The following is a 19,120-nucleotide window of genomic DNA, read 5'->3' on the forward strand; positions in this document are numbered from 1 at the left end:
AGCCATGTTTCTGTGTATAATTGGATTAGAAAATTTGGCTAGGAGTTAGAGGACCTGAAAAGCGAAAATGATATAGAGATTGTTGAATTAGATGAGATGCATACTTATATTGGTAACAAAAAAAATATTGTTGGATCTGGATTGCTATTGATAGAATTGGAAAAAGATTCATCAACTGTTCTTTTGGTAGTAGAGGCACAGAAACTGGAGTAAAACTCTGGGACAAATTGAGGGACATTGATATAAAAGAAGTCATGACAGATCACTGGAAAGCATATGCAGAGTTTCTTCCAGAGGCGATTCATACTCAATCCAAAGCTGAAACATATACCATAGAAGGATACAACAGTATATTTAGGCATTTTCTGGCAAGGTTGAGAAAAAAGTCTAAATGTTATACAAAGGGTCTTGAAATGTTACGGTATTCCGTCTTGTTGTTAATGAAGTACAGAAATAGAGAATTAGCAATATTTAATTAACAATGCCGTATTTATTTCTCCTTTTTTAAGGGCTTCATAATTTACAAAAGTTCCTCCAAGTCCTTCTCTCACCTCTACATCATATCCGGCATCATCAAGCATATTTTAGACTCATTTCATTTTAGGAAAAGGTTATATGTCACAATTGACCAACATATTCATTATGTCATTGAAAGCGCTCTTTTTAAACTGTACACTGAAGAAGTCACCTGAAGTATCGCATACAAGAGCCCTTATTGATAAAGCAGTTGAACTGTTTCAGGATCTTGGTGTAGATAGTGAGGTAGTACGCATTGTAGACCACAACATAGCTTTTGGGGTTTCCTCGGATGAAGGAGGCGATGATGAGTGGCCACAGATTCTTGAAAAAATAAAAGCCTGTGATATACTTGTAATAGGATCTTCCATATGGTTTGGAGTAAGATCTGCAGTGGCACAGATGGTACTGGAAAGATTGGATGGATCTTATGCAGATGCTGACCCCGAAACAGGGCAATATCCACTTTATGGCAAGGTAGCCGGAGTTATTGTGACGGGCAATGAAGATGGAGCACACAATGTTTCTGCAAATACACTTTTCAATCTGACCCATCTTGGTTGTACAATTCCACCGAATGCTGATTGTTACTGGGTGGGTGATAAAAAGAGAAGACATAACCACAGTAGTTGGGCTTTCCGGCAATTACAAACATTCATTGAATACAAAGCAAAAGAAGTAGGCATAATCACTCATTATGTTGATCCATCCTATACTTCTCAAACATGTATTCGATGCAATCATATCTCTAAGAATAACCGTAACAGATTGTCTTTTAGATGTGAAAAATGTGGTTATGCGAATAATGCAGACCTGATCGGTGCAATGAATATTGAACACAAAACACGGGATTACAGGTATATCCTGGAATCTCAGGGGTGCTTGTCAGCCACCCAGACGAATGCTTAATTGACATTCAAGCGCCTTGTCGTAAGGGAGGAGTAGTTGACCTCAGGTTCCAATAGAAGAAGGCCAGGATGAAGGACTGAACCGTACAATAAACGAATCCACTGAATATTCAGAAGATACGCCTATTCCCTATCCAGAGGGTTTCAGCATCTACCAGAATGTTGATCATGAATTGGACACAAGAAACCCTCTGGAAAACGAAACTACATTCATACCAAAATACAACATAAAAGAAGTTGCAAACCAATTCCCCAATGAAGACAATGAAAATGCCAAGACGTACCAATACGAAAGCCGTCTTTATGCAAAGTACAACACAACTCCAGAAAACACGGTAGATATTTCCATGAGTTTTATGGGAATGAACAACTGGTGGATCTACGGCTGGAGCGGCAACCAGTATCATGAACATCTGTACATAATTCTGGAAGGAAGTCAGGAAGGATGGGTCCCAATCAAGGGAGAAATTGTGACAGGGGAAGGGAATTATCGGTGAAATTGTAGCAATAACCTATTTACAAAAGAAAGGAGTTGCTCGGGAACTCCTCAATCAGTTTAAACTTCAATTTTATCTCAAATCATCACCCAAAAACCCAACAAAATGAGAGATAAACCACTAATTAATTTCAAATATCTCCTGTGTTCACGAATACGTTTGGATAAAGTATACCCTCCAACCAATCCTATTCCTAGGAAAGGAGTCAATACCCCAAAACTGAAAGTAAACAATAGGACCAAATTGTTAATTGTTCCTTCTGTTAAAGACTTGTTCAGTAAAATTAGAAGCGTAGGTACAGTGCAAGGCACTTTTACCAGAGAGAACAGGACTCCTAAGAAAAACAATCCTCCAATTGTCCCTGCGTGTTTTCTGGCTGTGTTCTGAAAATATTTGTCAAAGGATATCGGAAGCCGAAAAATTCCCATCAAAAAGAGGCCTATTCCAATAACTATGATTCCTGTAATCACAGAAAATAATTCCATGTCGGGAAGTGTCTTCCTGAACACAAGCAATCCTACCCCTATGGCGAGGTAAGATGTCATTAATCCGACACCAAAGACTAGTGCCCGTTCCATACCGCTACGTGCAGACTTACCGGTACCGGCTGTAAAAGTCAAAAGAAATCCGAGTATGGCCATCAAACAGGGGGATAATCCGGCAAACAGGCCAAGCGAATAAGCAAATGGAATATTCAGGTCACTATTTATGTACTGGTTTTCAGGGTTGTTGTCTTCAAGATATTTCTCAATTGATATCCTGAGATTTTTTTCGGTGATTTCTCCCTTTGGGATTTTAGTTTCATTATTTATGGCTACAGCCGGAACCTCAATAAAGCCATACTGGTTCCACCGATTGAATCCTTCAGTGTTTATGACATCGGTTCTCACAATTTCTACGTCTTCATATTCTTTTTCAATTTGATCAATAATGGGATCTGTTATCTCGCAGTCATGGCAACCTGTCTGATGGAAATATTCGATGTATATAGGCTGTGCTTGAACAGTTGGAATCAGTAAAAAAAGAAGAAAAAGAAGAAAAAGAACTATGCTTTTTTTCATCATATTTCCTTATTTCCTTTTGATGTCTATTAGCTCACTAGCAGTATATGATTTTTGAGGGGTAGAACGATGGATATTTTCAATGCCAAGGTCCTTATAAAGTTCTGAAAAATCCGTCATTGTATTTTTATTGACGTTGTATTCTGACTTTGCCAAAAAACCTCTGTCCAAATCAATCCAGTTTTCTCCTTGTGCAACACCATTTGTTTTTAAGAAAATTGATTCATTTTCAGATTTATACTTGGCATCCAAGATATAATCAGTAGTGGTTTCAATTGCTACACAATCAAATTTTCCAGCCTTAACAGATATTTCGCTTCGCTCAGAGCATTTGTATGTAGTGTTCCCGGATACAGTATACTCGACTAAATTGTTGTCTATAAATAAACTATCATTTTTGCTAAAATATGAACTCCAGACATCACCTTCCGCAAACTCTTTTTTGGGATATTCTAATATTGATACCAACTCAAGTTGAATTTCTGGTATTATTAAGTCATTAGATTTTATTTTAATGATTTCTCCACTAGGGGTCATATTCATGTGGTAAATTTGTTCTTCTGATTTGGTATTAGTCACCGTTTTAGTTAGCACTTTCAAATTTATATGATTGTTTTCTTCGCTTACCACATAGATATCAGTAGTTTCAGAAACTTTTGTACTTGGTTTTTCGATTGCAGTTAGAACTTCGTAGCTATATTGCTCGCCCTGCTTAAAGTTATACTTCAACTCATATTTCTCTAAATCGTTTTGTTGGGAAGTTACAAGGCACCCAGCAGTTAGCAAAAATAATGTGATTAATGCTATTAATGTTATTGATAATTTAAAATTCATATAAATACTCCAAGATGTCATTTTAATGTTTTTATATAATCTACTACAGCCAGTAAGAGAAATGTAATACCAAGTATTAGTGCATAGTAATTACCTGAGGTAACATAAGATCCAATAATAACTGCAGAGATAAATAAAACAACCAAGTATTTACAAACCCCGCCATATTCTGTTTTATACATACCAATGGACGAAAACAATGCAGCAAAACTGAGCAAAATCATATCCACATAATACTTTGAAACAACAAAATATCCGTAGAAAATCCACAATACTATGAAGCAAAAAATGATAAAGGGGATGTATCTCCCCATTTTAGTCATTACCAAGTCCTCCTTTCAACAATGAGTTTCCGCCATCTCACAAGCGTCTTCAAAGCCCTCTGAACAACCACATAAATAGCATGGACACAGTGAATCGTATGCTGCAGCTGCAAGACATGCTACACAAAGTGCTCCCATGGTTAGTACTCCTCCACTAACACAGACTGCTGAGCAACCAATTCCATAAATTAATATTCTTGTTAGGCATGTTCCACAATCAGTGACTCCGCGCACTGCCAAACTTTCGCCCGTCTGATCATTATATGCATAAGTCACCCCATCAATATTCCCGTCAGCATCTTCAAATTTAAATGTTGAAACTTTGGCATCAACAACAGATCCATCTTCTGCAGTTATTTCTAGGCTGTATGTTTCAACATCCTTTTGTTCAAATCCTTCTTCTTTTAGTTCTTCTTTAAGGCTAATGATTGCCTTATCTGCAAGAGCTTTATCTAGAAGTTCATCCCTGTCGTTTCCTTTTAATTCAACAGGTTCTCCCATCATTATATTGTCATCACATGTCTTCTCGCCACATGTTCCGCCAGGCACGCATGCCATAGCAGGCACTACTGAAAACATACTCACAACCAACATTACCATAAGCAATGCTGCAACTCTAATTCCCTTACTTTTCATTTCTTCGCCTCTTTGATTTTATTCCAGAGGCAAAGCTATGTTTATATAGTGTAAACCACAACCTAACCCTGCCTCCGGGCCATGTGGAGTTCTGTTTGGTAACGCACATTCAAACTCCACATTGTAAAATACTATAATATAATGGTATATATAGTTGAGGGTTACACATATTAGCTTTCTTGTTAACAAAATATATCGATAATGTTTATAGTAAAAATATTATAAGATTTATATAAAATAATTAATTCTTACCTTTGTGGAAATATTCCTTACTAATAAAAATATCTGTAAATTGTGGCATTAAAACAGGATTACCGATGAAAGATGGAGTTATTCCTCCCCACTTTTTTCATTAATATAACAGATGAATATTAATTACTCCATTTTTGAGGGTTATCTTTTTGATGCCTATTAAACATAATTTTATCCCAAGTTTGACAGTATCCGCTCCTTGATGAAGATATCTTTTCCTCTTTCAACCTAAAATTTCCGCTTTTTTTTGTCAGGAAGCCCGTTTGACAATATGGCCTATTTTACGACAATTTCTACGAGTTTATCCTTTTTTTGTCTTAAAACCAGTGTTCTAAAATACACTATTTATTTGGTTTCTCATGTAATCGACCGTAAGTGCCAGATTACTGAATGAACATTATGTAAAGTATGCCGCCTATTAAAAAACCAACTGGATAAAGAATAGCTCTGCTGGGTGTTTTAGTTATATCACCTATTGATTTCCATATTCCTTTGTAACGATGTGGTTTGTATTTTTTGAGATAAAACGGATATAGTGACATAATAGTAAGAACGGCTACAGTAACTATAATTGGTCCAACGTTCATTATTTTTCACCTATTAATACATATATTGAGTTGAAATATTTATAAAAAATTAAAATCATGCTTATTAATATCATACATAGTGGGATGAATTAGCCCTTTTCTATATATTATGAAAAGCACGAAAAATATTATGACCACAGCCGGAACCTCAATAAAGCCGTATTGTTTCCACCGGTTGAATCCTTCAGTGTTTATGACATTGACTTTTATAATAGCTATATCTTCATATTGTTTTTCAATTTGGTCAATAATGGGCTCTGTTATCTCGCAGTCATGGCAACCTGTCTGATGGAAATATTCGACATATAGTGGTTGTGCACCAGATATAGGAATTGACAGTAGAAGATAAGAAAAAAAGAAAAAGAAAAAATCTCACCATTTTTTCCCCCTAAACATTATGAGAATTGCTATAGCTCCTATCAAAGGTGAAAGGCCTAACGGTATTAGTTCTGGTTCTGATTGGGAAGAAGTATCGATCGCTTCAATTGTATTTTTCAGTTCTACTATTGCATTTGCTTGTTCTTTTGCAATAAGTGCATTGCGTATAGATATGTCTGCAAGAGGTATAGAACTGGTTGAATTTTTTATTCTGGATTCCTTTAACCGAATTTTTGCGGATTCAAAATGAAGTACTATTATGGGTGCATCAATTTCAGGATTGCCAAAAAGGCTGCTCAGAGATGCATTTGTATTTTCCATTTGTTTTTCAGCGCTACGTATAGCCTCTTTGTGACCTACAACCTTTTTATAGTCAATTCCAAAATCAGCCAGAGCTTTAGCTTCTGCTGCATTCATAGTTGCCAAATAGTATCTTTCTGCGGAATAGTGCTGCTTTGCAGTTTCCAATATGTTTTCGGAAGAGGCGAGTATATCTTTTCGGTTTCCCGCTTCACTTAAGATCTTTATTTGTTCGTCTGCAACCTGTATCCATTTGGATGCGATTTCTTCTCCACCTTCAATTCTCTGGATATGATTTATTTTTGAAGACTCATTGTTCTTATATTTTGCAACATTTAACAAATTTTCTGCCTTATAAATAGCGAAATTTGATTTAATTAACGTTTCCAAAGTATCATTGAAATTTCCATTATCATAATGTTCTTGAGAAATAGAGAAATAATGTCTACTTTCTTCAATTTCATTTTCAGCAAGAGAAAGCCATTCCATTCCCGAAAAGCTTAAATTATTTTCATTTAGATCTGCTAATTGTTCATCAATTTCATTATTTTTACTCTCAATTTCATCAAACGTGTCATCAATAACAATTTTGGTTCCATGATCAGAGGCCATGCCATACATATCCATTTTCATAATAATTCTATGACATTTTAATGCTAAATTATAGGAATAAAATGGATATTCGCTGCTGTACTCAGAAGACTGGGTATAAAATTCATTCAATGGAAAAGTGGAGTTGTTTTGATAATAAAATGATAATTCTGAGATCTCTTTTGAAGATAAGTCGTAAAATATATTTTCTTCGGAAGCTGCCGGAATTATTGATATAATCACAATTACGAGTAAACAAAGTAATTTTTTAATATTCATAAAATCCCCTTTTTATTGGATGAAGTATGTTGCTATAATTACACCCGAAATACCGCAAATAAGACAAAATATTGCGAATAACACTGATTGGATTGCCGTCCATTTTTTTTCTCTAGCAACTAGATAGAAGTATATACCAATCAAAAACAGAATTGGTGAAAAAATCGATTCATACATTGATAATATCTCAAATTTTAAAAAAAAGTAATTTAAGATTATTTCAAATATATCGATCAAAATTGTGGCGAACATAAAAAGTAGAAATAACTGTGAAGGTTTGTATTGTTTGTAGTTAATCATGATAGGAATCCTCCAAAAAAGAAAAATGCTGTATTAACATACAGCATCGCAAATTACATCACAGTAAACGGTTATGTCCATGTAACAGATCCCGAGACATATTCCCACACACGCTACATATCCAACACCAGTTGACCAAGGGCTGCACAAAGGTATGGACAGGCTGAACCACATCCCATAGTTCCCAAATCAGAGCATGTGTCTTCGCATTCTTCATAACAATCAATACTTTGAGTTGTTACCATCCCGGAAGCTGAATCATATACAGTAATTTCGCCACTGTTAGATGTGGAATCTCCTGCAATATTTACTGATATTTCCTGACCTTTGTCTGATACTAATGATACTTGGTATCCACCAACTATCACTGATGATGTTCCACTCCATACTTCTGTTATTTCATAATTTTTCGATATGTCGTAAAGTTTAAATGAGTCGGCAGACTCTTGATAACTGAATATAAACCCACCTGTGTCTGGATTTTTTGAGATGGAATACTCCTCAGGCAGGCTTATTTCCTCTGCTACAAGTTTCAAAATTTTCTTTTCAGCAGACTTGTCTATAGGTTCTTGTGGTCCTTGTGGTGCACACGCCATAGCTGGTGCGACCGCAAACATACTCATAACTAGCATTGCCATAAACAATGCTGCAATTCTTGTTCCTTTATTTTTCATTTCTTCGCCTCTTTGATTTTATTCCAGAGACAAAGCTATGTTTATATAGTGTAAACCACAACCTAACCCTGCCTCCGGGCCATGTGGAGTTCTGTTTGGTAACGCGCATTCAAACTCCACATTGTAAAATACTATAATGTAATGGTATATATAGTTGAGGGTTACACATATTAGCTTTCTTGTTAACAAAAATGTCGTTAATATTTATAATAAAAATATGTATGAGCTTTATATAAAATAATTATTTCTTACCTTTGTAGAAATATTCTATACTAATTAAAATATCTATAATTTGTAACATCAAAAAGGAATTACCGGTGAAAAACCGAGTTATTCCTCCCCATTTATTTTTCATTAATATAACAGATGAATATTAATTACTCCGTTTTTGAGGGTTATCTTTTTGATGCCTATTAAACATATTTTATCATCTAATCTATACTTTATTTTGAATTTTAATTGTTTGAAAAGTATGTAAACTATAGGAGGAGTGGAAATGGTAAGTTTTGGGGATGTTTTTGACGTAGTAGCAGGAGTGGCAACAGGCGGATTATACACACTTGGTAAATCGATTTATGAGAGCAGTGAATCTGCAGGGGATGCCGCAGAAGCCGCAGGTATATCCATTGCGATAATTGGCTCGACAATCCAATCCGTAGGAGAACAACTAAATTCTTTCCTGCAGGAAACAGAAGAACTCATAGCCATAAAAAGGCTGAGCCCCCAGGCAGAAAATGATCTCTGGGAAGAAGAGAAAGACAGACTTGATGAATTGAAACTTGAAAAGCAGGAATTGTTGCAGCAACTTCAAAATCTGGGTGTGGAAGACCCTCTGGATTTTTCATTTAATTTCTGGGACATGATTTCAGATATGGAAAATGTACTGGAAAAATTTGAAATTCTGTCAAGAATCGCAGCTATCAACGGTCAGATAATGGAGATTCTCTACAAGGAACCGGGAGTTCTTACCACCGGGATATACAACGCAAAAGAAGTTCTTGAGCGCCTGAATACCGTTGAACAGCCTATGATAGAAGATGTTCTCGGAGGAATTGATGACAATCTGGAGGTTAGTGAAGAAGTATTGACAGAAGCAAAGAAATTATTTGTTACCAAAGAAAAGGTACCTATATCCATTACAGACCTTAAACCTGCACAGAAACTTAAACTTGACAGAATAACTGCACGTAAAGCCTACTTCAATGACCTTATCGAACGCAAAGGTGAGATCACATCATCCCTGCAATCTGTAATGAAAGAAATGCCTGTTGCAAAATTCGAAATGAACAAGGACATCATTCAACCTGTGGGTATGATTGATACATCCCACTACCTGAAAATTCCAACATCCGGTTTATTAAAGCAGGATTCATCCAGTTTCACACCAATAAGTGATGATAATGAAGTTAAAAGAACCTTTAATCCTGATGATTTGAAAAAAAATAAAGAGAACCAATTTGCAAAGATTGACACAGAAAAAAGGGGTTACCAGAATACGGAAGAAAAATCTGGATTTAAAGACAAAATACCTGCAAGCACAGAGGCAAACATTTCAGCTATAAGGAATTCATTAGGATCTTCAGGAAAACTTTCACTGGAAAAAGCACAGCCTGCAGGTGCAAGGGTTTCAGCTTCCATTGCGACAAAATTTGATGGCTACCAGCGCAATTTTGATCATATCCTGGCCCAAAGGTCCCTTTATGAAAGGCAATTGCATAAACTTGAAAAAGAAGAATTGATGCTTACCCATGTCTGGAAAGATAAACCCGGCATTATCCCGCAAACCCTTGATGAAGCACATGGGGTTCTGGAAAGAGGTGGAAACTTAGAATCTCATTTGGACAATAAATTCAATAGAAATATTCTTAATGATATTATGAATCAGTAACTTGAATTAGACTTCATTTAGAATAACATATTTCGTTAAATTCAGTTATCAACTTTCGACTGTGCTTCTTTGGTTTTTCATTTTGCATCTTAGAAGAAAAAGGGCTACTCAAAGAGAATATAAAGTTTATTTCCGTGATAAATCTCCTTTTCATGGATACATTAAATAAAGTAGACTTTCATAAGCAGCCAATATATGAACTGTCACCACACCAAAAAAGGATTATTTAGTAGAGTGAATTAATTGTCCATATTCCATTGTAATAACCCTGTTTGCATTTTTTAATATATTCTGATCATGTGAAATTACAATAAGGGTTTTACCATTGTTATGCATACCTTCCAACATCCCAGCAATTTTTTCAGCTGATTTTCTGTCAAGATTTGCTGTAGGTTCATCTACAAGTACTATGGTTGGATCATTCATTAGTGACCTTGCTATCCCAACTCTTTGTTGCTCCCCTCCACTTAGTTCATCCGGGTAATGAAATAATCGAGCCTCTAACCCCTGCTCATATAATAATCGTCTTGCTATTTCAAATATGGTAGAATAATCTTTGTTTGCAATGATAGAAGGAACAATTACATTTTGTAACACATTGAACTCCCTAATGAGATTAAATTGTTGAAAAACCATACCTATTTTTTTATTTCTGAATTGAGAAAATTGTTCATCATTAAATGTGGATAGATCAAATCCATCAACCATAATCTTTCCACTTGTTGGTGTATCAAATCCTGCAATTAAATTGATTAATGTTGTCTTACCAGAACCTGACATTCCCATAATACCTAAAAATTCACCTCTCTTAACAGACAGGTCTACATTATCAACTGCTTTCACTACATGGCTATTTTTCAAATATGTTTTTGAAACATTGTTCATATTAATGATGTTAGTTGCCATAAATTACACCTTCAATAATTTAGCAATCGGAATTTTACTGATTTTCCTATGACTGTACAACAAGGCTATTATAACAGCAATTGAATAAACAACTAAACCGATCATTATTCCTTGAAATCCCACTTCTATTGGAAGATAAAGTTCAAACAATAACTGGTATATCAAATACTTTGTCACAATTAAAGCAAGAAATAATACACAAACCATAACAAGAATCTGTTCAATTGTGTATATTTTCATAATTTGCTTTTTGCTAGCCCCAAGTGAAGTTAATATAGAAAAATTTCTTTTCTTGCTATCAATAGCAATATTTTGCTCACGGAGGAGTATTGTAAGATGAAGCAATAATCCACCTGAAAAAAATACAATTCTTATAGTTAAGGGTAATAGCTCTTTCAATTCTGTTGCTGCTCTATTTAGTTGTTCTTCTTTAGTAGTTAGTACCCAATCTTTTTCATTTTTAGTCATATAAGCTTGGATATATTCAAATGTAGCCTCTTGGTTACTACTGGCTATGTACAAATTACCAGCAAGTTCTTCATCTTCTGCAATAAGATCAATAGGTATTGTATCTTCAATAATAAATTCTGTTTCAGAAGTCGGAATTGTTATACCTGTGATTTTATAAACATATTTGGAGCTGCCTACCCAATATATGATCGTGTCGCCAATATTAACATCCAGTCTCTTTGCTATATTCCAACCGACTAAAACAGATCTAAAATCCAGATATCCACTTTCAATATTACCTGAAATTAAGAAATGGTCAAGACCTATAATTTCGAGTTTTGATGTATTCTTAAGTGTTTCAGAATCCAATAATAAAGTATTAACAGGAATAGTTGTTTCTATATAAGTATCACTAATATTTCCATTGTATACTTTCCCGGACCCATAACTACCAACTGCAGAATCAACAATATTAGGCCCTTTTAATAATTGTGAATGGTCATATTTTGTAATTTCACCATTTACAAATATATCATAATTTGCTTTTTCTAAAGGAGAAAGTTGTTCATGTTCAAAACGAATGGGAACTAATATCAAAGTTAAAGCGATTGAGAAGACAATTGTTAAAACTAATAACTGCCTTAGCAATTGCCCAGGAGTTTTTCTAAATTCATTTTTTAAATAAAAAAAAGAAAGATAGGAAATATAATCCCTCCTTTTAAGAAAGATTGACATACACATATGCATTATCGCCATTAGCAAGTGTCAATCCCGCATATTGACGAGCTTTATACCTCCCCGTATTTTTGGCATCTGCATTTGAATAAACATGTTTATTAGTAGGTCCCCCAAACATGCCCATTGAATAACGATGAGTCCAAGCCTTACCTATCGCAGTATTCGACTTATAGACGTATTCGATATCCTCTGAAGATGATGTAACTTCAGGTTTATTGAAACCTTCATAACTTATATCATTAGCAAACCATGCATATTCCGGAAGAGGCACTCCATAAACTTCAGCCTCATATGTAGCTTCTCCTTCAAAATCAAAATTTGAACCTACTGTTCCTTGATGTTTATCTACAGATAAACTTGCATCTGCAACCAGGCTCCTAATAGTTACGTTTTCTTCAATGTCAGGATTTAGATTTTCTTTTGCACTCACGGTTGGCATTAAGCAACACGCCATCAACAACATTGCTGCAAACAATATACTGATTTGAAATTTTGGTATATTCCTCATTTTATTTCTACCTCTTTGATTTTACTCCAGAGGCAAAGCTATGTTTATATAGTGTAAACCACAACATAATCCTGCCTCCGGGCCATGTGGAGTTCTGATTGGTAACGCACATTCAAACTCCACATTGTAAAATACTACAATGTAATGGTATATATAGTTGAGGGTTACACATATTAGCTTTCTTGTTAACAAAAATAAGAGCAATCTTTGCACTAAAATTGTGTATAGAAAACATAAATATATAAACTCTGACGGCAGGATAATAAAACAAATTCTCATGAATCATTTCTTGATAATATCCCTGAACTTAACCCTTCTGCGACTCATGATAACAGTTTTATCGGTACCACGAATGACCTGTTCAGGGAACACATCCTTCAGAAAGTTCTTGAAGAATGGGCGGGTGGTTGAGCCCAAAAAGATCACATCATGATTGTTTGCCTCTTCATCAATTACGGACACTGCATCATCACCAACAATAAACTTGCTTTCGTTTTCCGCTCCCGATAAATGAGCGGAAATTCCATGGAATACCTTGAAGAGAAAAGGAAAAATACTGGAAAAGATTTTCTCTTTATGTGTCTGTATTGTTCAATAACAGGGGATAACTGTTATCGATTTTCCACTTTTCCATACAGATTTCTTCATGAAACATCCGGTGTATATCGGAACATTTGATGTTTCAATATCCCGTATTCATCAAAACACATACGGAATGTCAGGAAAATTGCAAGTGTCACATATGTAACAGTGGATACATAAACAGAAACCATTACTGCAATCTGGTATTTGATCGCCAGGATCGGTGATGCTCCGGCTATCAACTGGCCACTCATCATCCGGGAATATCACATCATCAAAATCCTGTCAATGAAGCTAAAAACAAAAAGATGGAAGGATTACACTGAAGTAGTAAACGAACTAAAGCTAAATGAAATAGAGAAAGAATAACTTATACAAAGGTCAACCATGCAACAAAAACAGAGAATCATCAATGCACTGGAACGTAAACCAGTAGATAAAATTCCTGCAGGATTGTTCACAACCGCTGCTCCAATAGAAATTATGGATTTATGTGGTGTTGCCAGACCCGAAGCTGACTTTGATGCTGAAAAGATGGCTGAGCTGGCAATAGCCACCCAGAGTATCCCCGGATTTGAGACTATACGCTACCCCTTTGACTTAACAGTGCTGGCAGAAAGTTTCGGCTGTAAGATTCACAGGGGATCAAAGGACATACCTCCTGCTGTACTCGAAGGACCGGAGATCAACATTGAAGACATAGAAGTTCCTGAAGATTTGATGCAAAGAGGAAGAATGCCTGCAATTCTTGAAGCCACACGTATTGTAAAAAGGCAAATTAAGAATGAATTTCCACTTATATGTGGTTTTGCCGGTCCTGTAGACCTTGCTGTTAATCTGATGGGCATGAAGCCTTTCCTGTTAAAAATACTGAAAGAACCACATAAAATAGAAAGATTGATGGAAGTCACTATCCGGGCATGCATAAAGGCTGCTAATGAAAGCCTGGAAGCAGGAGCAGATGTGATATGTTTCGGAGAAGCAGTTGTTTCCCCCGACATTGTTCCACCGGCTATGTTTAAGTCCGTCATAAAACCATACTATAGACAACTTGTAGATTCTGTTAACGGGAAATGTGTAATCCATGTATGCGGGAAAGCCGATCCCATAATAAAAGATATTGCAGAATGTGGATTTTGTGGTATAAGTGTGGAAGAAAGTGTTGAAGATCTGCAATACGCCATTCAAATGGCACATGAAGGCGGTGCTGCACTGATAGGCAATGTTTCAACTTCAGTAACCATATACAATAAAACCGCCGAAGAAGTAAAAGCAGAAGCGTTGAAATGTCTGGAGGCAGGTGTGGACATCCTCGCCCCCGGTTGCGGAATCGCACCACAATCACCCATAAAGAATATGCAGGCTCTTACACAAGCACGGAATGAATTCTGCGGGGAAAGATAAAAAACGGATCAAGAAGTAATTTATTTCTCAAAAGGTGTAATGAATGAAAGTAATAATCATTGGCGGATTCCTGGGCAGCGGTAAAACTACTACCCTGCTTAAGCTGGGCAAATATCTCAATGATAAAGGCGAAAAAATCGCTATTATCGTAAATGAGATAGGTGAAATCGGAGTTGACGGGACAACACTGGATATAGAAGGGGTGGAAACCCGGGAAATCACCAACGGATGTATTTGCTGCACTTTGAAAATAGATATGGAACAGGCACTTGACTCCCTTGCCGAGGAATATGGGCCGGACACGGTAATTATTGAACCTACAGGTGTTGCGTTCCCCCGGCAGATCAAAGAAGAAATTGAATTGATGAAAATTGCAGATATGGAGTTTTCCCCAATAATAAACCTGATAGATGGCAGCAGGTTCGATCTGGAAATTGAGCAGATTCCAAAATTCATAAAGACCCAGATAGAGGATGCAGACATCCTGGGCATTAACAAAATAGACATTGCGACAGACGAACAGATCAGTAAGGTCAAAGCGTTATTGCAACACTATAATACAGATGCAAAAATACTGGAATTTTCGGCAAAAGAAAATGCAGGAAATTTTGAAGAATTAATAGAAACCATAGGTGGAGAAGGAAAACAAAGAGACCATTCCACAAAACAAAATTCTATTGCCGAATCAAATGTATCATCCCATGCCATTGAATTTGCAATTGAGTCAAATGATCTGGAAATCAAGAAGGGACATGAGCTGGCAAATGGAATTGTTGATTCAATCCTCAGCCAGTTCATTCAACTGAATCCGGATTTCATCGGCCATATAAAAATGTCCATGGACCTGCCGGAAACTTTCCTGAAAATCAGTCTCACATCCTCTACAAACAAACCTGAAATAGAAATTTTTGAGAGGGAAAATGTTGCAAACCCAAAGGTTAGAGCATTGGCAGCTGTGACAAATATCAGACAGGATGAAGTAGTCAAAATCCTGGAAAACACTATTGAAGAAACGTTTACAGAAACGGGAATTGACCTTCAGAGACTTCAGCAACATACAGACACAAAAAATATCATTAACCTGTGTGATATTTCTATATAAACAGAACCGGGGGTCTAATAATAACTGATAACAAATCGGAGCAAAATCAGAGAGTGATGCCTATATGGGTATCTGCAGGATCTATTGCAGGTGCCCTCTACGGCAACCTGTTACTCGGGCCGTCTATAGGAAGTGTGGGACTTGGCACTATAATGGGTATAGCAATAGGGTCACTTGGTGGTGTTTCTTTCGGATTATCACAAATCCGAAAACAGGAAGGAGATGATAGATATTCGTTTGAAGGTGAAGAAACCCTCATGAAGATCATGGGGGCGGTCGCTATCATCCTTTTTGTAATCACTCTTGCTATGTTGTTCTGACCAGAAGAAGAATGCCGATAAGTGGGGCCGACATTCCTCAAATGAGCCATGCAGCCTGTTATGCTATGCGAGAAACTTATATATCATTTGCAAAAGCACACTGTTCAGTACTGGCTGTGGAAGGTTTGAGGGCAGCAATACGGGATTATGAAGAAAAGCATGGCCTTGTGAGCGAGAAAGAAACTACTACTGAAGAAGTCGTCAGAAGGCGCCTGAAACATGTCATGAATCCCATGGCAGGGTTGGATATCATCAGGACGGAACTTGTGACAAAGATAGAGATCAATGAGGGTTCTGTGAGAATACTTATAGACCTTCCTGCAGATCACCAGTTCGCATCAGCTATTAAAGAGGATATTCTGGAAAAAGTAGAGTCACTCTGGGATATCGAAGAAGTGAAAGTCGTTTTCACGGAATAATTGCAGAAGAGGAGGAATATAGTATTACAATAGATATTCTGGGAATCTGTGCAAGCCCCAGGAAGGCAGGCAATACTGACGTATTGCTGGATGAGGTAATGGAAGGAGCAAAAAGTAACGGTGCTACAGTCGAGATAGCACATCTGCGGGATTACAGTATCGAGTCATGTGTGGGATGTGAAAGATGTCGCCAGGATAAGACCTGTACCCGCTTCCATGACGGGATGAATTTACTGTATCCAAAGATAGAAGAAGCAAAGGGTATGGTTCTTGGCTCTCCTACCTACAATTACAACGTTACCTCCCTTATGAAAACCTTCATCGACCGCCTCTATCCCTACTACAATTTCACAGATGACAGACCACGCGGGTATTCCAGCCGGCTGGCAGGACAGGGAAGACGTGCCTGCGTTTTCAACATTGGGGAACAACCCATCATTGAAGATATTGGTTTCAGTCTGGAAGCCATGAGTTATCCCCTAGAAGCCCTGGGATACGCAGTGGATAAGGCGATGCCTGTGCTTAACCAATTTGACAGGGGAGTTGTCAAGAAGGATGAAGCAGCGCTTAAAAAGGCTTTCGAAATGGGCGAGGAACTTGCAGGGAAATTAAAGTGAAGTATGGCCTGTTGGATTGATAACTAAAATACATTTGTTATTGAAGAATCACAGGCACAATTAATCAGTACTGCTTGATATAGAATCTACATAATCTATGTAGGTAACACTTATTGCCACATCAGCTCCTCTACATTTCATGAAAGAAATCAACGAAAATGTCAAAGTACTTTTCATTTGTGTGCACAACAGTGCAAGAAGCCAGATAGCAGAAGAATACCTGAGAAGACATGGAGAAGGCAAGTTCGAAGCTGAGAGTGCGGGTTTTGAACCCGAACAGATTAATCCACTCGTCCTTGAAGTAATGAAGGAAGATGGATTCGACCTCACAAAGAAAAAGACCCAGGATGCATGGGACCTCTTCAGGGCAGGTGAATTTTTCCATTTCGTAATCACTGTTTGCGACAGAGAGCACGAGGCGAGATGTCCTATATATCCAAAACCCTTTGCAAAATTATACTGGCCCTTCCCGGAACCTGAAAATTTCACAGGCACACATGAAGAAAAGCTGGAACAAATGAGGAATTTGAGAGATACAATAAAAAAGAGAGTGGAACAATTCATAGAAGAAACAAGCGGATTTTCTGAAGGCTCAAAATAATTCAATTCCGGAATCCTTTTTAAGTGGAGGGCATAAATCACTCCACATAATGCTTTTTTTTTTCCTTATTCACATAAGGACAAATTATATAAGAAACCTTTATCACAGCAATAGCAATAATCATCTTAATAAAAATACACCACTGAGTGTATCTTCTTTATTTTACAATTATTGAGGAGAAAAAAATGGTATCAAAAGAAGTACCTTTTACTAAAGAAAAAGTACAGGAGATCGCGGAAAAATATCCTACTCCTTTCCATCTCTATGATGAGGAAGGCATACTGAAAAATGTGGAGAAACTTAAAGAAGCCTTCGGGATTCTGGAAGGTTTTCAGGAATACTACGCTGTAAAAGCCCTCCCCAATCCTTATATACTCAAAATCCTGAAAAATCAGGGATTTGGTGCCGATTGCAGTTCCCTTCCCGAACTTGTACTTGCTGAAAAAGCGGGTATTGTTGGCGAAAATATTATGTTCAGCTCCAACGATACACCAGCAGAAGAGTTCGTCAAGGCAAAAGAACTGGGCGCTATAATCAATCTTGACGACATAAGCCATATTGATTACCTTGAAAAACATGCAGGCCTGCCTGAAATGATATGTTTCCGCTATAATCCCGGTGCATTAAAAAAAAGGTAACAAGTTCATAGGCAATCCAGAAGATGCAAAATACGGTTTTACCCGGGAACAGCTCTTTGAAGGATATAAAAAACTGGCCGATAAAGGGGTCAAGAGATTCGGCATCCACACAATGGTAGCATCCAATGAACTGGACCCTACCTATTTCATAGAAACTGCCAGGATTCTCTTTGAAGTTATCGCCGATATTTCAAAGGAACTCGGTATCAAATTCGAATTCGCGAATCTGGGAGGCGGTATAGGAATACCCTACGAACCTGACCAGAAGCCGGTTCCCTATGATGTTATAGCAAAGGGTGTTAAGGAAGAATATGATAAAATAATTTCCGCAAACGGCCTTGCCCCCCTCAAGATCTATCTTGAATGTGGGAGAGTAATCACCGGACCCTATGGATACCTCATCAGTAAAGTACGCCATCTCAAGCATACCTACAAGGATTTTGTAGGAATGGATGCCACAATGGCAAACCTTATGAGGCCGGGTGTTTACGGAGCTTACCACCATATAACTGTAACTGGCAAGGAAAACCAACCTCATGACCATACATATGATGTGACAGGTTCTCTTTGCGAAAATAATGATAAATTCGCTATAGACAGGAAATTGCCTGAAATCGAAATAGGTGACATCCTGGCAATGCATGATGCCGGAGCACACGGCCATGCAATGGGATTCAATTATAATGGCAAATTACGCTCTGCTGAAATTTTGCTCAGGGAAGACGGCAGTGCTGTACAAATCAGAAGAGCAGAAACCATGGAAGACTATTTTGCCACACTGGATTTTGAAGGTCTCGAGAATTTTAAATAA

Annotated in this window: 19 protein-coding genes and 3 pseudogenes; 11 read left to right on the forward strand and 11 right to left on the reverse strand. The window is 37.1% G+C overall.

Annotated features, from left to right (window positions below; all coding sequences use genetic code 11):
* The 3 genes and pseudogenes from C9889_RS00260 to C9889_RS00280 form a co-directional block, all read left to right on the forward strand.
* Positions 1-479 (forward strand): annotated as a pseudogene (locus C9889_RS00260) (IS1 family transposase); the annotation flags it as partial.
* A 163-nt stretch (positions 480-642) separates the two neighbouring features.
* Complete coding sequence (locus tag C9889_RS10180; protein WP_225419906.1) at positions 643-1,425, forward strand: zinc ribbon domain-containing protein; 783 nt, start codon at positions 643-645, stop codon at positions 1,423-1,425.
* Between the two features lie 172 nt (positions 1,426-1,597).
* Positions 1,598-1,921, forward strand: coding sequence for a hypothetical protein (locus C9889_RS00280; protein ID WP_129596304.1), 324 nt, complete (start codon positions 1,598-1,600; stop codon positions 1,919-1,921).
* A 77-nt stretch (positions 1,922-1,998) separates the two neighbouring features.
* On the opposite strand, the gene C9889_RS00285 is transcribed toward C9889_RS00280, so the two are convergent.
* The 6 genes from C9889_RS00285 to C9889_RS00315 all read right to left on the reverse strand — a co-directional run bounded on the left by C9889_RS00285 (position 1,999) and on the right by C9889_RS00315 (position 8,136).
* The gene (locus C9889_RS00285; protein WP_225419907.1) at positions 1,999-2,985 is read right to left on the reverse strand and encodes a cytochrome c biogenesis protein CcdA; all 987 of its coding nucleotides are present in this window, start codon (positions 2,983-2,985) and stop codon (positions 1,999-2,001) included.
* A 6-nt stretch (positions 2,986-2,991) separates the two neighbouring features.
* Positions 2,992-3,816 carry a hypothetical protein gene (locus C9889_RS00290; protein ID WP_129596306.1) on the reverse strand — a complete coding sequence of 275 codons (825 nt, stop codon included), beginning with the start codon at positions 3,814-3,816 and terminating at the stop codon, positions 2,992-2,994.
* 17 nt (positions 3,817-3,833) lie between these two features.
* Positions 3,834-4,139 (reverse strand): hypothetical protein, encoded by a 306-nt coding sequence (locus C9889_RS00295; protein ID WP_072357841.1) that lies wholly within the window; start codon positions 4,137-4,139, stop codon positions 3,834-3,836.
* A 15-nt stretch (positions 4,140-4,154) separates the two neighbouring features.
* The gene (locus C9889_RS00300; RefSeq protein WP_129596308.1) at positions 4,155-4,775 is read right to left on the reverse strand and encodes a hypothetical protein; all 621 of its coding nucleotides are present in this window, start codon (positions 4,773-4,775) and stop codon (positions 4,155-4,157) included.
* A 1,211-nt stretch (positions 4,776-5,986) separates the two neighbouring features.
* The gene (locus C9889_RS00310) at positions 5,987-7,162 is read right to left on the reverse strand and encodes a hypothetical protein (protein ID WP_129596310.1); all 1,176 of its coding nucleotides are present in this window, start codon (positions 7,160-7,162) and stop codon (positions 5,987-5,989) included.
* A gap of 413 nt (positions 7,163-7,575) precedes the next feature.
* On the reverse strand, positions 7,576-8,136 hold the full coding sequence (locus tag C9889_RS00315; RefSeq protein ID WP_129596313.1) for a hypothetical protein: 561 nt from the start codon (positions 8,134-8,136) through the stop codon (positions 7,576-7,578).
* A 496-nt stretch (positions 8,137-8,632) separates the two neighbouring features.
* Between C9889_RS00315 and C9889_RS00320 the strand changes: the two genes are divergently transcribed.
* On the forward strand, positions 8,633-10,024 hold the full coding sequence (locus C9889_RS00320) for a hypothetical protein (RefSeq protein ID WP_191985810.1): 1,392 nt from the start codon (positions 8,633-8,635) through the stop codon (positions 10,022-10,024).
* 222 nt (positions 10,025-10,246) lie between these two features.
* Here C9889_RS00320 and C9889_RS00325 read toward each other — a convergent pair whose 3' ends face one another.
* The 5 genes from C9889_RS00325 to C9889_RS00345 form a co-directional block, all read right to left on the reverse strand.
* Positions 10,247-10,930 (reverse strand): ABC transporter ATP-binding protein, encoded by a 684-nt coding sequence (locus tag C9889_RS00325; RefSeq protein WP_129596315.1) that lies wholly within the window; start codon positions 10,928-10,930, stop codon positions 10,247-10,249.
* A gap of 3 nt (positions 10,931-10,933) precedes the next feature.
* On the reverse strand, positions 10,934-12,115 hold the full coding sequence (locus C9889_RS00330) for an ABC transporter permease (protein ID WP_164999232.1): 1,182 nt from the start codon (positions 12,113-12,115) through the stop codon (positions 10,934-10,936).
* Positions 12,099-12,548, reverse strand: coding sequence for a hypothetical protein (locus tag C9889_RS00335; protein ID WP_143744084.1), 450 nt, complete (start codon positions 12,546-12,548; stop codon positions 12,099-12,101). The genes C9889_RS00330 and C9889_RS00335 overlap by 17 nt, the downstream gene beginning before the upstream one ends.
* Positions 12,549-12,908: 360 nt before the next feature.
* On the reverse strand, positions 12,909-13,088 hold the full coding sequence (locus C9889_RS00340; RefSeq protein WP_191985811.1) for an adenine nucleotide alpha hydrolase family protein: 180 nt from the start codon (positions 13,086-13,088) through the stop codon (positions 12,909-12,911).
* A 182-nt stretch (positions 13,089-13,270) separates the two neighbouring features.
* Positions 13,271-13,465 carry an ABC transporter permease gene (locus C9889_RS00345; protein ID WP_129596319.1) on the reverse strand — a complete coding sequence of 65 codons (195 nt, stop codon included), beginning with the start codon at positions 13,463-13,465 and terminating at the stop codon, positions 13,271-13,273.
* A 130-nt stretch (positions 13,466-13,595) separates the two neighbouring features.
* On the opposite strand from C9889_RS00345, the gene mtaA reads away from it, so the two are divergent.
* From mtaA to lysA, 7 genes and pseudogenes are all read left to right on the forward strand, one after another.
* Positions 13,596-14,612, forward strand: coding sequence for a methylcobamide:CoM methyltransferase MtaA (gene mtaA, locus C9889_RS00350; protein ID WP_129596321.1), 1,017 nt, complete (start codon positions 13,596-13,598; stop codon positions 14,610-14,612).
* A gap of 43 nt (positions 14,613-14,655) precedes the next feature.
* Positions 14,656-15,714: a CobW family GTP-binding protein gene (locus tag C9889_RS00355; protein WP_129596323.1), complete on the forward strand. Its 1,059-nt coding sequence runs from the start codon at positions 14,656-14,658 to the stop codon at positions 15,712-15,714.
* Between the two features lie 56 nt (positions 15,715-15,770).
* Entirely contained in the window at positions 15,771-16,034 is a 264-nt protein-coding gene (locus tag C9889_RS00360) for a hypothetical protein (protein WP_164999233.1), read from the forward strand.
* Between the two features lie 92 nt (positions 16,035-16,126).
* A pseudogene (locus tag C9889_RS00365) lies at positions 16,127-16,453 on the forward strand (iron-sulfur cluster assembly protein); the annotation flags it as partial.
* Between the two features lie 44 nt (positions 16,454-16,497).
* Positions 16,498-17,070 carry a flavodoxin family protein gene (locus C9889_RS00370; protein WP_225420075.1) on the forward strand — a complete coding sequence of 191 codons (573 nt, stop codon included), beginning with the start codon at positions 16,498-16,500 and terminating at the stop codon, positions 17,068-17,070.
* A 139-nt stretch (positions 17,071-17,209) separates the two neighbouring features.
* Positions 17,210-17,671, forward strand: a complete 462-nt coding sequence (locus C9889_RS00375; protein ID WP_129596329.1) for an arsenate reductase ArsC — start codon at positions 17,210-17,212, stop codon at positions 17,669-17,671.
* Between the two features lie 185 nt (positions 17,672-17,856).
* A pseudogene (lysA, locus tag C9889_RS00380) lies at positions 17,857-19,120 on the forward strand (diaminopimelate decarboxylase).

Source organism: Methanohalophilus profundi (assembly GCF_004137855.1).
Lineage (GTDB): Archaea > Halobacteriota > Methanosarcinia > Methanosarcinales > Methanosarcinaceae > Methanohalophilus > Methanohalophilus profundi.

Excerpts from the sequence above, each read along its gene's own strand:
- C9889_RS10180 (WP_225419906.1), top strand. The coding sequence starts at position 643 with ATGTCATTGAAAGCGCTCTTTTTAAACTGTACACTGAAGAAGTCACCT.
- C9889_RS00285 (WP_225419907.1), bottom strand. The coding sequence starts at position 2,985 with ATGATGAAAAAAAGCATAGTTCTTTTTCTTCTTTTTCTTCTTTTTTTA.
- C9889_RS00290 (WP_129596306.1), bottom strand. The coding sequence starts at position 3,816 with ATGAATTTTAAATTATCAATAACATTAATAGCATTAATCACATTATTT.
- C9889_RS00295 (WP_072357841.1), bottom strand. The coding sequence starts at position 4,139 with ATGACTAAAATGGGGAGATACATCCCCTTTATCATTTTTTGCTTCATA.
- C9889_RS00300 (WP_129596308.1), bottom strand. The coding sequence starts at position 4,775 with ATGAAAAGTAAGGGAATTAGAGTTGCAGCATTGCTTATGGTAATGTTG.
- C9889_RS00310 (WP_129596310.1), bottom strand. The coding sequence starts at position 7,162 with ATGAATATTAAAAAATTACTTTGTTTACTCGTAATTGTGATTATATCA.
- C9889_RS00315 (WP_129596313.1), bottom strand. The coding sequence starts at position 8,136 with ATGAAAAATAAAGGAACAAGAATTGCAGCATTGTTTATGGCAATGCTA.
- C9889_RS00320 (WP_191985810.1), top strand. The coding sequence starts at position 8,633 with ATGGTAAGTTTTGGGGATGTTTTTGACGTAGTAGCAGGAGTGGCAACA.
- C9889_RS00325 (WP_129596315.1), bottom strand. The coding sequence starts at position 10,930 with ATGGCAACTAACATCATTAATATGAACAATGTTTCAAAAACATATTTG.
- C9889_RS00330 (WP_164999232.1), bottom strand. The coding sequence starts at position 12,115 with ATGTCAATCTTTCTTAAAAGGAGGGATTATATTTCCTATCTTTCTTTT.
- C9889_RS00345 (WP_129596319.1), bottom strand. The coding sequence starts at position 13,465 with ATGATGAGTGGCCAGTTGATAGCCGGAGCATCACCGATCCTGGCGATC.
- mtaA (WP_129596321.1), top strand. The coding sequence starts at position 13,596 with ATGCAACAAAAACAGAGAATCATCAATGCACTGGAACGTAAACCAGTA.
- C9889_RS00355 (WP_129596323.1), top strand. The coding sequence starts at position 14,656 with ATGAAAGTAATAATCATTGGCGGATTCCTGGGCAGCGGTAAAACTACT.
- C9889_RS00360 (WP_164999233.1), top strand. The coding sequence starts at position 15,771 with ATGCCTATATGGGTATCTGCAGGATCTATTGCAGGTGCCCTCTACGGC.
- C9889_RS00375 (WP_129596329.1), top strand. The coding sequence starts at position 17,210 with ATGAAAGAAATCAACGAAAATGTCAAAGTACTTTTCATTTGTGTGCAC.